A 13,426-nucleotide genomic window follows, 5' to 3' on the forward strand; every position below is an offset into this window, starting at 1 on the left:
GCGCTCGACAAAAACCGGCGCACTCGGCCCCGTGTACCGCGCCGCGACCCGCACCGGGATGAACAGACAGGAACCTGCATGAACGCCGTGCCGATCGATCCGCCCGCCCGTTTGCTGATGGGGCCGGGGCCGATCTCGGCGTACCCGAGCGTGCTCACGGCGATGTCGGCGCAGCTCGTCGGGCAGTACGACCCGTTCATGACGAGCACGATGACCGAGACGCAGGCGCTGTACCGGCAGGTCTGGGCGACCGAGAACGACGCGACCTTCCTCGTCGATTCGACGTCTCGCGGCGGCATCGAGGCCGCGATGATCTCGCTCATCCGGCCGGGCGACCGGGTGCTCGTGCCGGTTTTCGGACGTTTCGGGCACCTGCTCGCCGAGATCGCGGAGCGCGCGATGGCCGAGGTGCACACGATCGAGGTGCCGTGGGGTCAGGTCTTCACTTCCGCCGCGATCGAAGAGGCGATCGTGCGAGTCAAGCCGCACCTGCTCGGGCTCGTGCAGGGCGACACGTCGACCACGATGCTGCAGCCGCTCGACGAGATCGGCGCGATCTGCGCCAAGCATGGCGTGCTGTTCTACTCCGACGCCACCGCTTCGCTCGGCGGCAATCCGTTCGAAGCGGATGCCTGGGGCCTGGATGCCGCGACCGCAGGGCTCCAGAAATGCCTCGGTGGGCCTTCGGGCTCGGCGCCGATCACGCTGTCTGAGCGGGCGGTGGAGATCATCCGGTCGCGCAAGAAGATCGAGGCCGGGATCCGCGAGCCCGGCGACGAGGACGCACCCGACTTCGTCCGCTCCAACTACTTCGACCTCGGCATGATCCTGGACTACTGGGGACCCCGCCGCCTGAACCACCACACCGAGGCGACCTCGATGCTCTACGGCGCACGCGAATGCGCGCGGGTGTTGCTCGGTGAGGGTCGCGATGCCGTGATCGCGCGGCACGAACTGCACGGCGCCGCGATGCTCGCGGGGGTGCGTGGGCTGGGGCTGGTCGTGTTCGGCGACGTCGCGCACAAGATGTCGAACGTCGTCGCCGTCGAGATTCCCGAGGGCGTGGCGGGGGATGCCGCACGCCAGGCGATGCTCGACGACTTCGGCATCGAGATCGGCACCTCGTTCGGACCCCTGCACGGGCGCGTCTGGCGCATCGGAACCATGGGCTACAACGCCCGCAAGGACGCCGTGCTGACGACGCTCGCCGCGCTCGAGCAGGTGCTCCGTCGCTTCGGCGCGAAGGTTCCCGTGGGCGGCGGCGTCGATGCCGCCCTCGACGTGTACGCGGGCGAGGCCTGATGACGCGGACCCTCCTGCCCGACCTCACGCCCGACCGCGTCGCCGCCGCGGCTCGGCGCGTCATGGCGCGCTGCGACGAGCTCGCGCGCGTCACCGCAACCCCGGGCGAGATCGAACGCGTGTACCTCTCGACCGAGCACGCCCGCGTCAACCGCCTCGCGGCGGAGTGGATGCGCGAGGTCGGCATGCGGACGCGACAGGATGCCGCGGGCAACCAGATCGGACGGCTCGACCCATCGGATCCCGATGCCCCCGCACTGATGATCGGCTCGCATCTCGACACCGTGCCCGACGCCGGACGCTTCGACGGCATCGTCGGTGTGCTGATGGCGCTCGAGGTCGTGCGGTTGCTCCGGGCGCCCGCACCGAACGGCGAGGGCAGCATTTCGCCCCTGCCGTTCGCGATCGAGGTCGTGGCGTTCTCGGACGAAGAGGGCACCCGCTTCGGCAAAGCTCTGCTCGGGTCATCCGCTGTTGCCGGCACCTGGGACGACGACTGGTGGCAGCTGACGGATGCCGACGGCACCACGCTGCGCCAGGCCGCGCTCGAGTTCGGCCTCGACCCGGGGCGAATCGGCGAGGCTGCGCGTCGCCCCGATGAGCTCGTGGGGTATCTCGAGGCACACATCGAGCAAGGTCCCGAGCTCGACCGCCGTGGGGAGTCGCTCGCCGTCGTGTCGTCGATCGCGAGCGCCCGCCGATTCCAGCTCGTGGTCGAGGGTGAGGCCCGGCACGCGGGCGGCACCCCGTACGACATGCGCCACGACGCGCTGCTCGGGGCGAGCGAGGCCGCCCTGACGGTCGAGCGCATCTGCAGCGCGGAGCATCACGTCATCGGCACGGTCGGTCAGCTCGAGGCGTTCCCCGGCGCCGTCAACATCGTGCCGGGCGAGGCGCACTTCAGCCTCGACCTGCGGGGCGAGTTCGACGGCGAGCGTGACCGCGTCTGGGACTCTCTGTCGCGCGACCTCGACGTGATCATGGGCCGCCGCGGCCTGCGCTGGCGGGCCCGCGAGGTGCACAACGCGCCCGCGGTCATGTGCGCGCCGCTGCTGCAGGACGTCATCCGCGCCGGGATCCGCGGGGCCCTGCCGGAGATGCCGGATGACCCGGCCACCCTCTTCAGCCCCGCCGGCCACGACGGGATGTCGATCGGCGCGATCACGAACGTCGGGATGTTGTTCCTGCGGAATCCGGATGGCATCAGCCATCACCCCGACGAGGCGGTCAGCGCAGCGGATGTCGCGCTCGGCATCCGCGCGCTCGCCGAGTCCGTTCTCCACCTCGCCGCCGAGCCCCGCCAATAGATTAGGACACTATGCACGCTTTATGTGCAACAAATAAAGCGCACAAAACTCGCTAAGATTCTCGCATGCAGGCTCTGACGAATCCGTACACGCCCAATGCGGGTGCTGAGCCGCAAGCGGTTGTCGGACGCGAGGATCAACTCGGTTCCTTCGACTTGCTGCTCGCCCGAATCGAGCGCGGTCGAACAGAGCAGTCGCTCATTGTTACCGGACTTCGCGGGGTAGGAAAAACAGTCCTGTTAGGGCAGTTTCGGACAAAAGCACTCGCGCGCGACTGGGTTGTTGTCGAGCTCGAGGTCAGCAAGAACGACGAGAACCACTTCCGTAGTGCGATAGCTGCGAAGCTTCGGGCGGCCCTTTTCCAGATCTCGCCAAAGGCGAAATGGAACACTCGTCTCAAGCACGCGGCATCCGTCTTGCGGTCCTTCACTGTCAGCGTGGACGCCGCAGGCGTGTGGTCTGCCGGCCTCGATGTTGACGCGGCTGAGGGTTTTGCGGACCACGCGAATCTTGCTCTCGATCTGACCGATGTATTCGTCGCCCTGGGTGAGGCGGCGCAGGAGCAGGGCCGCGGTGTTGTGGTGCTATTCGATGAAGTCCAGTTCCTCAGCAAGCAGCAGCTAGAGGCAACGATCGAGGCGATCCACAAGATGGTCCAACGGAAACTTCCCGTCACGCTCGTAGGTGCGGGGTTGCCACAGATCGCGGAGCTTGCGGGGGATGCGAAATCATACGCCGAGCGTCTGTTCAAGTTTCCCTCCATCGGCAATCTCACCGATGCGGATGCGAAAGAAGCGTTGTTGCAACCTGCTGCGGAGGAGCAGATCTCCTTCTCCAGCGATGCGCTGTCTCTTGCCGTCGCGATAACCGGCGGCTACCCATATTTCCTGCAAGAGCTCGGATACGCCGTGTGGACTGTTGCAGACGGGCCCGTCATATCCCGCGACGACATCGTCGCGGCGGTGCCGGGGTATGAGGCGAAGCTGGACGAGTCGTTCTTTCGTGTTCGGCTGGACCGAGCGACCGAGCTGCAGCGCGCCTACCTGCGTGCGATGGCTCAACTCGGACCGGATCCGCAGAAAGCGTCGGACGTGGCCGACATGATGGGCAGGACGTCCACGAACCTCGGTCCGACCCGCGCTGAACTCATCAACATGGGGCTCCTCTATACCCCGGAGCACGGCTATGCCGCGTTCACGGTTCCGCACTTCGACAAGTTCCTGATTCGAGCGATTCCGAACCTTGACGTTCCCCCGCTGAAGGTCCGCAAGCCCAAGCCCTGAGTCATATCGGCGCGAAACGACGCCCGTCGCCGCCTCGGCCGTGACCCCGGTGCAATCTTCGTGTAATCAACATCTCGTACGGTCGACACCATGTCGCTCCTCGTTATCAATGCCCGCCTCATCACGATTCCCGCTGGATCCGACGATCCGGGGTACATCGAACGCGGGTGGATGCGCGTCGAAGACGGCCGTATCGTGGCCATCGGCGCCGGCGACCCCAGTGACGCCACGGCCGACGAGGTGCTCGACGTTGACGGAGCGTTCGTCGCGCCCGGCTTCGTCTCCAGCCACAGCCACCTCTTCACGAGCGGCCTGCGTGGGCTCGGCGTCGCCGACACCCTCTACGGCTGGTGCGACTCGATGCTGGGCATGACCGCACACGCGACGCCCGCCGACATCTACTGGTCGACGCTGCACGGCGCCCTCGACTTTCTCGGCAACGGTGTCACCACCGCCTACAACTTCACCGATCCGCAGCAGGCGTGGGAGTCGATGGTCGACGGCAAGCGTGTCGGCAACGCGCCTCTGCGTGGCACCGAGTACCACACGCAGCAGGCGGACGGATGTCTGGACTCCGGCATCCGATTCGTCGACTCGATCGGTATGGATGTCACCGCCGGCACCGACGCCGAGATCTTCGCGCGCTTCGAGGCATCCGTCGCCCACACCCGTTCGATGGACCCGGACTTCGCGCTCGGCGCCTCGATCATGGGGCAGGTGCAGTGGTCGCCCCGGCCCGAGGCGGCCGAGCTCGAGGTCGAGGCCATGCGCCGGTTCGGGGTGACCAACCAGGCCCACTTCCTCGAGTCGCCCGAGGCGGTGCCGCTGCAACAGTCGAAGTTCGCGCTGTACCGGGACGCGGGGGCCCTCGGTCCGGACATGATGTTCGGACACTTCATCCAGACCACGCCCGAGATCATCGAGCAGGCAGCTGCGGCCGGCGCCTCGATGTCGTGGCAGCCGGCATCCAACGGCCGCCTGGCATCGGGCACCGCACTCGTGCCCGAGATGCTCGCGATGGGCATGAAGGTGGGCATGGGGCTCGATGATCAGGCCTGCACGGATGTCTCGGACCCCTGGCAGAACATGCGCATGGGCATTGCGATGCAGCGGGCCCGCACCCAGGACCCGCTGTCGATGATGCCCGAGCTGGTGCTGCGCCTGCACACGCTGGGCGCCGCCGAGATCATGGGCGTCGCTGACCGCGTCGGCAGCCTGGAGATCGGCAAGTTCGCCGACTTCGTCGTGGTCGACCCGCGCCGCCCGGATGTCGGCCCGCTCTGGCATCCCGTGCGCAGCTACGTGCTGTCCATGGGATTGCGAAACCTCGACCGCGTCTACGTCGGCGGTGTGTTGGTGTCGCGCGCAGGGGAGTCGACGAATCCGCTCGCCGGTGAGGCGTCGGCCCGGCTCCACGCCGACCTGCCCGCGCTCGCGGATCGCCTGGGGCGCCACCCCCACTGACCTTGCGGTGCGCCCGCGGTGCGACGGGCGGTGCGCTTCGAGCGAGGTACCTACGGTCATTGAGCGAGGAGCGCAGCGACGAGACGAAATGCACGGCGATCGTTTCGTCTGGCTGCGCTCGCGGGGCGACCGAGGTGCTGCGCTCGCGGGACACCCGTCGGGTATCCCGTGAGGAGCGCGGCGACGAGACCAGACGCGGATGCTGTGGACAACCGGCACGGCCGCGGCTCGACCTCGCTAGCGTCAATCGATGGGCTTCGTCTACATCCTTCGCTGCGCCGACGGTACGTTCTACGTCGGGAGCACCACCGAGCTCGACCGCCGTGTACAACAGCATGCGGTCGGCGAGGGAGCTGCCTACACGCGCACGCGGCGGCCCGTCCAGCTGATGTGGAGCGCGGAGTTTGCTCGCATCGACGAAGCGTTCGCGTGGGAGAAGCGCATCCAGGGGTGGAGCCATGACAAGCGCGCGGCGTTGATCGAGGGCGGCCTCGACGCCGTGCGCGGGTGGAGCGCGCGGCAGCGGCGCGCGCAGTCCGGCTGTTGACGTTTCGTCTCGCTGCGCTCGCTCAACGACCGAGGCGCTGCGCTCGCGGGGCAACCGAGGCGCTGCGCTCGCGGGGCAACCGAGGCGCTGCGCTCGCGGGGCGACCGAGGCGCTGCGCTCGCGGGGCAACCGAGGCGCTGCGCTGACTCAACGACCGAGGCGCTGCGGTCACGGGGCAAGCGGGGTCGTCGCGACCCAGGTGTAACGGCGCCGAAACACTGCGCCAGTGTTCGTGAAATCTACATCCCATAGCGTCAGCACTATCGCGCAGGGTCGAGGCCTGTGGCCGTGCCGATACACCCGAGTGCCACCCCGTCCGATCTGGAGACACAGCACATGACATTTCGCTTCAACACCTCACGCCGTCGCCTCGCCGCGGCCGGCGCGGGCATCGCGATCGCAGCCCTCGCCCTGACCGCCTGCGCGGGCGGCAGCGGCGACGCCGCCACCTCGGAAGCCCCCATGGGCGAAGAGGGCTTCGGCGACATCACGCTCCAGCTCAGCTGGATCTTCAACGAAGAGTTCGCGGGTGAGTACCTCGCCGACACGAACGGCTACTACGAGGAAGCCGGATTCTCTTCCGTCAAGCTGGTCCCCGGCCCGTCGGGCGGCATTCCCGAGCTCCTCGGGGGCACGGCTGACATCGCGCTGAGCGACTCGGTCCAGATCGGTTCCGCGATCGCCAACGAGGGTGCACCCCTCAAGATCATCGGTGCGACGTTCCAGGCCAACCCGTTCACGATCCTCTCGCTCAAGGACGGGGGCGACATCGCCACCCCCGACGACCTCAAGGGCAAGAAGATCGGTGTGCAGGACAGCAACCTGACCCTCTTCAACGCGTTGCTCGCGGCCAACGACATCGACGCCTCCGAGCTGACCATCGTTCCGGTTCAGTACGACCCGGCGCCGCTCGTCAACGGTGAGGTCGACGGATACGTCGCGTACCTCACGAACGAGTCGATCTCGGTCGAGATGTCGGGCGCCCCGACGACGAACCTGCCCTTCGCCGACAACGGTCTGCCGTTCGTTGCCGAGACCATCACGGTCACGGAGGACACCATCAAGAACAAGCGCGACATGCTGAAGGCGTTCCTCGTCGCCGAGATCAAGGGTTGGACCGACGCGCTCGCCGACCCGCAGGCCGGTGCCGACCTCGCCATCGAGAAGTACGGTGTCGACCTCGACCTCGACCCGGCCAAGACCCTCGCGGGTTCCGAAGCACAGAACAAGCTCGTCGTCTCGACCGAGACCGAAGAGAACGGTCTGTTCACGATCTCTGAGGAGCTGCAGAAGCTCACGATCGACAGCCTCGCCGGAGCGGGCATCATGCTCGATGCATCCGACCTCTTCGACATGAGCCTGCTGGACGAGGTCTACGAAGAGAACCCGGATCTCATCGCCTACGCGGGCTGAGTTCTTCACCTCAACCGAGAGAAATCAACTGTGACCGAAGCGGTTACCCAGACCGGTGCCCAGGCGACAAGCTTGGGCACCGGCCTGCAGATTACGGGTCTGAATAAGGCTTTCACCGTGGGCCGCAAGAGCGTCGTGGCCCTCCAGGACGCCAACCTGCACACCGAGCAAGGCACGTTCCTTGCCCTGCTCGGGCCGTCCGGATGCGGTAAGTCGACCATCCTGCGCATTCTCGCCGGACTCGAGGAGCCCACCAGCGGTACCACTCGTGTCGACGGCAAGAGCCCCAAAGAACTGCGTCGCGGCAACGAGCTGGGCATCGCGTTCCAGGACTCGGCCCTGCTCCCGTGGCGGAGCGTCCAGTCCAACATCCAGTTGCCGTTCGAAGTCGCGGGTAAATCCGTCGACAAGGACTACGTCAAAGAGATGATCGCGCTTGTCGGGCTCACCGGGTTCGAGAAGGCGAAGCCCGCACAGCTTTCCGGAGGCATGCGTCAGCGCGTGTCCATCGCGCGTTCGCTCATCATGAAGCCCTCGGTCCTACTGTTCGACGAGCCCTTCGGTGCCCTGGATGACATGACGCGCCAGAAGCTCAACCTCGAGCTGCTGCGCATCTGGACCGAGAAGCCGGCCACCACGCTGCTCGTCACGCACGGCATCTCGGAGGCGATCTTCCTCTCCGACCAGGTCGCGGTCATGAGCCCGCGGCCGGGACGCATCAAAGAGGTCATGACGATCGACCTGCCGCGTCCCCGCACTCCCGAGATGATGCGCACGCCCGAGTTCCATGCCTACGTCGACCAGGCATCCGAACTGCTCTTCGGCGTCGGAGGCGCCGCGGCGGATGACCACTGATCTCTCGAACACGGCGGGGTCTCCTGCGACGGCGGCCAAGCCGCGCGCGATCCAGTGGGAAGACGTCAAGCTTCCGGCGTGGGTCACCGGGCTGATCGGCGTCGTCGGGATCATCGCGATCTGGTGGATTCTCGCCGCAACGGTGTTCTCGAACGTCGGTCCCGGTGGTGTGCAGGCCATTCCCACGCCCCCGCAAGTTGTCGCCGAGTACTTCAACACGGGATGGGAGTTCTACGCCCGCAACTTCGGCGTGACGCTCAGCGAGGCAGGCATCGGCTATCTCTGGGGCAATGGGCTCGCGCTCGTGCTCGCGGCGCTCGTCCTGATCGTGCCGCGGCTCGAGGGCGTCATCATGCAGATCGCCATCATCACCTACTGCATCCCCATCGTGGCGCTCGGCCTGTTGCTGATCGTGATCGTGCCGATCCCGACCTCCGGGCAGCCCTCCATCACCGCCGTCTTCCTCGCGGCCCTCAGCTGCTTCTTCACGACCGTGGTGGGGGCGCTCCTCGGGCTCAAGGCCGCCGACAAATCCAGCCTCGACCTGGTGACCGTTTACGGCGGCTCGCGTTTCACCCAGCTGCGCAAGGTGCGGCTGATCGCGTCCCTCCCCGCCATCCTCAACGCGCTGAAGATCGCGGTTCCCGCGGCATTCCTCGGTGCGGTGCTCGGGGAGTTCTTCGGCAAGGTCACTCTCGGCGTCGGTCCCGCGATGATCGCCGCGCAGCAGGCGCTCAACTCCGCTCGGGTCTGGGACATCGCGCTCGCCTCGGGTGCCGTTGCCCTGATCGGGTATGGCCTGGTCGGGCTTATCGCGCGGGCCATCGCGCCCTGGTCGAAGGGGGTGTCATCATGAGTGAGATGGGAACCGCCCTCACCGTTCCTGGCGCGCCGGAGCAGCTTGCCAAGCTGGAGCGCGAGATGCGCCGCGAGGTCCGGATGTCGACGCTCGCCGCGCTCGGTCGAAGCGTGCTCACTTTCGTCTTTACGATCGTCGCCGTGCTGGTTCTCTGGGTCGGCTCGCTGTGGGTATTCCAGATCTCGCCCTACGTCGGCAAGGGACCGGTGGATGTCTGGAACTTCCTCGTCACCGTTCCCAACGCCGAGGCGAATCGTGAGCAGCTCTTCGGACAGCTCTGGGTCACCCTCGGCCACTCGGTTGTCGGGTTCGCCGCGGGCCTGTTCGTCGCCCTGGTGGTGGCAATGATCTTCCAGCTCAGCAAGGGTGTCGAGCATGCCCTGATGCCGATGGCCATGTTGCTGCGTTCCGTACCGCTCGTCGCTATGGCGCCCGTCATCATCCTGATTTTCGGGCGCGAGTTCGCCTCGGTCGCGGTCATCGGCGGTATCGTCGTGCTCTTCCCCGCCCTCGTCAACATCGTGTTCGGGCTGAAGTCGGCCTCGCCCCAGATGAATGACCTCGTCACCGTCTACGGCGGCACGTCGTGGACGCGTCTGCGGAAGGTCGCCCTGCCCAGCTCGCTGCCGGAGTTTTTCGCGGCCGTGCGCATCTCGGTGCCGGGTGCCATCACCGGCGCGCTGCTCGCCGAGTGGCTCGCCGTCGGAGGCGGAATCGGCGGCGCGGTGGGTGGCTATGTCGCAGCCGCCCAGTTCTCCGCCGTCTGGACGGCCGTCGTGCTGGTAACGGGAGCCGCGCTCGTCCTCTACAACATCGTCCAGATCCTCGAATCGGTCGCCCTCGCCCGCATGGGTATGGGTAATCGCGCCTAGCGCCGCCCACCGCGCGAGCCCCGCGTCCGACGCTCGATCCGACAGATCGCCCGACGAACAGGCAGCCTCCACCGCCCGCCCGAAAGGACACCATGACTGACACCACCGCGCTCACCGAGTTCGCCTACGGCCTGCCCAAGGCCGAACTGCATCTGCACCTCGAGGGCACACTCGAACCCGAACTCAAGTTCGAGCTCGCCGCCCGCAATGGCATCGAGCTCGCCGAGAAGACCGTCGAAGCGGTCAAGGCGACCTACAACTTCACCGACCTGACGAGCTTCCTCGCGGTCTACTACCCGGCCATGCAGGTGTTGCAGACGGCCGACGACTTCCACGACCTCGCCTGGGCCTACCTGTTGCGCGCGAAGGAGCAGGGTGTCGTGCACGCCGAGATGTTCTTCGACCCGCAGGCCCACACGAGCCGCGGCGTGCCCTTCGAGAACGTCATCACGGGATACCACCGCGCCGCCGTTCGCGCGGGCGACGAGCTCGGCATCTCGGCAGAACTCATCCTCTGCTTCTTGCGTGACTTCTCTGCGGAGGATGCGGCGGCGACGCTCGAGTCGGCCCTGCCCTACAAGGACTGGATCATCGGCGTGGGGCTCGACTCGGATGAGCGGGACAACCCGCCCAGCAAGTTTTCGGAGGTTTTCGCCCGTGCGCGCACGGAAGGCTTCCGGTTGACCATGCACTGCGACATCGACCAGGTCGGCTCGATCGACAACATCCGTGCGGTGCTCACCGACATCGACGTCGAGCGGATCGACCACGGCACCAACATCGTCGAAGATCCCGAACTCATCGCCCTGGCGAAGGAGCGCGGGCTGGGATTCACGTGCTGCCCCGTCTCGAACTCGTTCGTCACCGAGCAGATGAAGGCCGACGAGATCGTCAGCCTGATGCGGGCGGGCCTGCGGGTCATGATCAACTCGGACGATCCCGCGTACTTCGGCGCGTACGTCGGCGACAACTACGTCGCGCTCGCGGAGCACGCGGGGCTGTCCGAGACGGACCTCGTGCAGCTCGCGATCAACTCGTTCGAGGCATCCTGGCTCACGCCCGAACAGAAGGCCGCCTACGTCGAACGCGTGGGGGAGTACGCGGGCTCCCGCGGCGTCGCGTTGCCGGCCTAGCGGGGTTCTGATCATGACGTCGACCCTTGCGGCGAGACCGTCCGGTGCGGATGACGCGGACGCGCGGCTCGGGGCGGCCATTCGACGGGTGCGACACGCACGCGGCATGACCCTCGTCCGGCTCGCAGAGACGACGGACCTCTCGCATCCGTTCCTCAGCCAGCTGGAGCGTGGGCTCGCCCAGCCGAGCCTGTCGTCGCTGCGGCGTATCGCCTCGGCGCTCGAGACGAGCCCGATCGAGTTGATCGCAGAAGCGGATGCCGCGGCATCCGCTCATCCCGCCGTCGAGGTGCATCGACAGGGCGCCGCGGGCGAATCTGTGCCCGAGGGATTCGCCGCGGGGTCGGCCCGGATGCTGGCGCGCGGCGGCCGGCCGCTGCATCCGATGGAAGTGTCGGGCGGGGCCACTGAACCCGGCGAGATCTTCGTGCATGCCGAGGACGAGTTCCTCTACGTGGTCGAGGGCGCGATCCACATCGAAATCGAGGGCGAGCACTCCACGCTCGGAGCGGGGGATTCGGCCTACTATGCGGGCGGTGTTCACCACCGCTGGTGGTCTGCGGAGGGCAGCACGTACCGTCTCGTCGTGGTCAAGCAGGGGCTCCGCGGCGCCGGCACCGGCGCCGGGCGCTGGTAGTCCGTCCCCGCCCTCCCGCACCTCCCCGCCCTTCCGCCGAAACCCGCAGCGTCAGAGAGCGGCGGCACCGGCCTCGGCGACCGTCTGGTCTTGCTCGCCCGAGCCGCCGCTCACACCCAGGCCACCGACGACGACGCCGTCGCGCAGCAGGGGCACGCCGCCCGCGAAGATCGCGACCTTGCCGCCGTTGGTGGTGTGGATGCCGAAGAACTGCTGGGTCGGCTGCGAGTTATCGCCGAGGTCCTTGGTCTGGATGTCGAACGCGCGCGACGTCCACGCCTTGCTGATCGAGATGTCGATACTGCCCATCCAGGCGCCATCCTGGCGAACGTGGGCGATCAGGTTGCCGCCAGCGTCGACGACGGCGATGTTCATCGGCTGGCCGATCTCGTCGGCACGCGCTTCGGCGGCGGCGATCAGGGTGCGGGCGTCCGCGAGGGTGAGAGCTGACATGGTGTTCTCCTTCGATCGTGAGGGGTGGTGGGAAGTGCAGTCGAGACGGATGTCGGGGGCGCAGTCACGCCGCGATGTACCCGTTGGGGTTGAGCACGTACTTGGTGGCGGCGCCCGCATCGAATTCCGCGTAGCCGCGCGGGGCATCCTCGAGCGGGATCGAGGTGGCGTTGACGGCCTTCGCGATCTGCACCTTGTCGTGCAGGATCGCCATCATGAGCTGTCGGTTGTACCGCATGACGGGGCACTGGCCGGTCGTGAACGAGAGCGACTTCGCCCAACCGGTGCCGAAGCTCAGCGACAGCGAGCCCTTCTGCGCCGCCTCGTCGGCCGCGCCCGGGTCTCCCGTGACGTAGAGGCCGGGGATGCCGATCGCGCCGCCCGCTGAAGTCACATCCATGAGCGAGTTCAAGACCGTGGCGGGGGCTTCGGCCGCATCGGCGCCGTGGCCCTGGCCGCGTGCCTCGAACCCGACCGCGTCCACGGCGGCGTCGACCTCGGGCACACCGAGCAGCTGGGCCAGCTGATCCGGCACATCCCCGTCGCCGACGTTGAGGGTCTCGCATCCGAAGCTCCGCGCCTGCGCGAGCCGCTCTTCGTTCAGGTCGCCGACGATGACGACGGCCGCACCGAGAAGCTGCGCGCCGGCTGCCGCGGCGAGGCCGACGGGGCCCGCGCCCGCAATGTAGACGGTCGATCCCACGCCGACCCCGGCGGTGACCGCGCCGTGGAAGCCGGTGGGGAAGATATCGGAGAGCATCGTCAGGTCGAGGATCTTCTCGAGGGCCTGCTCGCGATCCGGGAAGACGAGGGCGTTCCAGTCGGCGTACGGCACGAGAACGTACTCGGCCTGCCCGCCGACCCATCCGCCCATGTCGACGTAGCCGTAGGCGCTGCCGGGCCGGTCGGGGTTGACGTTCAGGCAGATGCCCGTCTTGCCCTCCTTGCAGTTGCGGCAGCGGCCGCACGAGATGTTGAAGGGCACCGAGACGATGTCGCCGACCTTCACGAATTCGACATCGGGACCGACCTCGACGACCTCGCCGGTGATCTCGTGTCCCAGGACCAGTCCCGCGGGCGCCGTCGTCCGGCCACGGACCATGTGCTGGTCCGATCCGCAGATGTTGGTGGCGACGGTCTTCAGGATGACGGCGTGCGGGAGCTTGCGTCCGACGTTCGCGGGATTGACGCCCGGACCATCCTTCAGCTCGAAGGTGGGGTATTCGGTGTCGATGACCTCGACCTTGCCCGGTCCCTTGTAGGCGACGGCGCGGTTGTGCGACATGTGGCTCCTCTCCGAA

General features: G+C 67.2%; 13 protein-coding genes. 11 read left to right on the forward strand and 2 right to left on the reverse strand.

The genetic code is table 11. The annotated features are described in order from the left end of the window. Positions 1-78: 78 nt before the first annotated feature. The 11 genes from ACXZ1E_RS09275 (at position 79) to ACXZ1E_RS09325 (ending at position 11,672) form a co-directional block, all read left to right on the forward strand. Entirely contained in the window at positions 79-1,302 is a 1,224-nt protein-coding gene (locus tag ACXZ1E_RS09275) for a pyridoxal-phosphate-dependent aminotransferase family protein (RefSeq protein ID WP_458040242.1), read from the forward strand. After that, entirely contained in the window at positions 1,302-2,609 is a 1,308-nt protein-coding gene (locus ACXZ1E_RS09280; protein ID WP_458040243.1) for an allantoate amidohydrolase, read from the forward strand. The genes ACXZ1E_RS09275 and ACXZ1E_RS09280 overlap by 1 nt, the downstream gene beginning before the upstream one ends. A 65-nt stretch (positions 2,610-2,674) precedes the next feature. Continuing rightward, positions 2,675-3,892 carry an ATP-binding protein gene (locus ACXZ1E_RS09285; RefSeq protein ID WP_458040244.1) on the forward strand — a complete coding sequence of 406 codons (1,218 nt, stop codon included), beginning with the start codon at positions 2,675-2,677 and terminating at the stop codon, positions 3,890-3,892. 90 nt (positions 3,893-3,982) lie between these two features. Continuing rightward, on the forward strand, positions 3,983-5,356 hold the full coding sequence (locus ACXZ1E_RS09290) for an amidohydrolase family protein (protein WP_458040245.1): 1,374 nt from the start codon (positions 3,983-3,985) through the stop codon (positions 5,354-5,356). A gap of 250 nt (positions 5,357-5,606) precedes the next feature. Further along, a complete protein-coding gene (locus ACXZ1E_RS09295; protein ID WP_458040246.1) occupies positions 5,607-5,903 on the forward strand; it encodes a GIY-YIG nuclease family protein in 297 nt (98 codons plus the stop codon). Between the two features lie 336 nt (positions 5,904-6,239). After that, positions 6,240-7,316 carry an ABC transporter substrate-binding protein gene (locus tag ACXZ1E_RS09300; protein WP_458040247.1) on the forward strand — a complete coding sequence of 359 codons (1,077 nt, stop codon included), beginning with the start codon at positions 6,240-6,242 and terminating at the stop codon, positions 7,314-7,316. 30 nt (positions 7,317-7,346) lie between these two features. Then, on the forward strand, positions 7,347-8,171 hold the full coding sequence (locus tag ACXZ1E_RS09305; protein WP_458040248.1) for an ABC transporter ATP-binding protein: 825 nt from the start codon (positions 7,347-7,349) through the stop codon (positions 8,169-8,171). Continuing rightward, a complete protein-coding gene (locus tag ACXZ1E_RS09310) occupies positions 8,161-9,027 on the forward strand; it encodes an ABC transporter permease (protein ID WP_458040249.1) in 867 nt (288 codons plus the stop codon). Before ACXZ1E_RS09305 ends, ACXZ1E_RS09310 begins: the two co-directional genes overlap by 11 nt. Beyond that, entirely contained in the window at positions 9,024-9,902 is an 879-nt protein-coding gene (locus tag ACXZ1E_RS09315; RefSeq protein ID WP_458040250.1) for an ABC transporter permease, read from the forward strand. The genes ACXZ1E_RS09310 and ACXZ1E_RS09315 overlap by 4 nt, the downstream gene beginning before the upstream one ends. A gap of 92 nt (positions 9,903-9,994) precedes the next feature. Further along, positions 9,995-11,035 (forward strand): adenosine deaminase, encoded by a 1,041-nt coding sequence (gene add / locus ACXZ1E_RS09320; RefSeq protein WP_458040251.1) that lies wholly within the window; start codon positions 9,995-9,997, stop codon positions 11,033-11,035. A gap of 13 nt (positions 11,036-11,048) precedes the next feature. Beyond that, positions 11,049-11,672, forward strand: coding sequence for a helix-turn-helix domain-containing protein (locus ACXZ1E_RS09325; protein ID WP_458040252.1), 624 nt, complete (start codon positions 11,049-11,051; stop codon positions 11,670-11,672). 51 nt (positions 11,673-11,723) lie between these two features. On the opposite strand, the gene ACXZ1E_RS09330 is transcribed toward ACXZ1E_RS09325, so the two are convergent. Further along, positions 11,724-12,125, reverse strand: a complete 402-nt coding sequence (locus ACXZ1E_RS09330) for a GlcG/HbpS family heme-binding protein (protein WP_036297211.1) — start codon at positions 12,123-12,125, stop codon at positions 11,724-11,726. Positions 12,126-12,189: 64 nt separating this feature from the next. Next, on the reverse strand, positions 12,190-13,410 hold the full coding sequence (fdhA, locus tag ACXZ1E_RS09335) for a formaldehyde dehydrogenase, glutathione-independent (RefSeq protein ID WP_458040253.1): 1,221 nt from the start codon (positions 13,408-13,410) through the stop codon (positions 12,190-12,192). Positions 13,411-13,426: the final 16 nt, after the last annotated feature.

This window comes from Pacificispira sp. HM-600, assembly GCF_977993705.1.

Coding starts and splice junctions, on each gene's coding strand:
- ACXZ1E_RS09275 (WP_458040242.1), top strand. CDS start 79: ATGAACGCCGTGCCGATCGATCCGCCCGCCCGTTTGCTGATGGGGCCG.
- ACXZ1E_RS09280 (WP_458040243.1), top strand. CDS start 1,302: ATGACGCGGACCCTCCTGCCCGACCTCACGCCCGACCGCGTCGCCGCC.
- ACXZ1E_RS09285 (WP_458040244.1), top strand. CDS start 2,675: ATGCAGGCTCTGACGAATCCGTACACGCCCAATGCGGGTGCTGAGCCG.
- ACXZ1E_RS09290 (WP_458040245.1), top strand. CDS start 3,983: ATGTCGCTCCTCGTTATCAATGCCCGCCTCATCACGATTCCCGCTGGA.
- ACXZ1E_RS09295 (WP_458040246.1), top strand. CDS start 5,607: ATGGGCTTCGTCTACATCCTTCGCTGCGCCGACGGTACGTTCTACGTC.
- ACXZ1E_RS09300 (WP_458040247.1), top strand. CDS start 6,240: ATGACATTTCGCTTCAACACCTCACGCCGTCGCCTCGCCGCGGCCGGC.
- ACXZ1E_RS09310 (WP_458040249.1), top strand. CDS start 8,161: ATGACCACTGATCTCTCGAACACGGCGGGGTCTCCTGCGACGGCGGCC.
- ACXZ1E_RS09315 (WP_458040250.1), top strand. CDS start 9,024: ATGAGTGAGATGGGAACCGCCCTCACCGTTCCTGGCGCGCCGGAGCAG.
- add (WP_458040251.1), top strand. CDS start 9,995: ATGACTGACACCACCGCGCTCACCGAGTTCGCCTACGGCCTGCCCAAG.
- ACXZ1E_RS09325 (WP_458040252.1), top strand. CDS start 11,049: ATGACGTCGACCCTTGCGGCGAGACCGTCCGGTGCGGATGACGCGGAC.
- ACXZ1E_RS09330 (WP_036297211.1), bottom strand. CDS start 12,125: ATGTCAGCTCTCACCCTCGCGGACGCCCGCACCCTGATCGCCGCCGCC.
- fdhA (WP_458040253.1), bottom strand. CDS start 13,410: ATGTCGCACAACCGCGCCGTCGCCTACAAGGGACCGGGCAAGGTCGAG.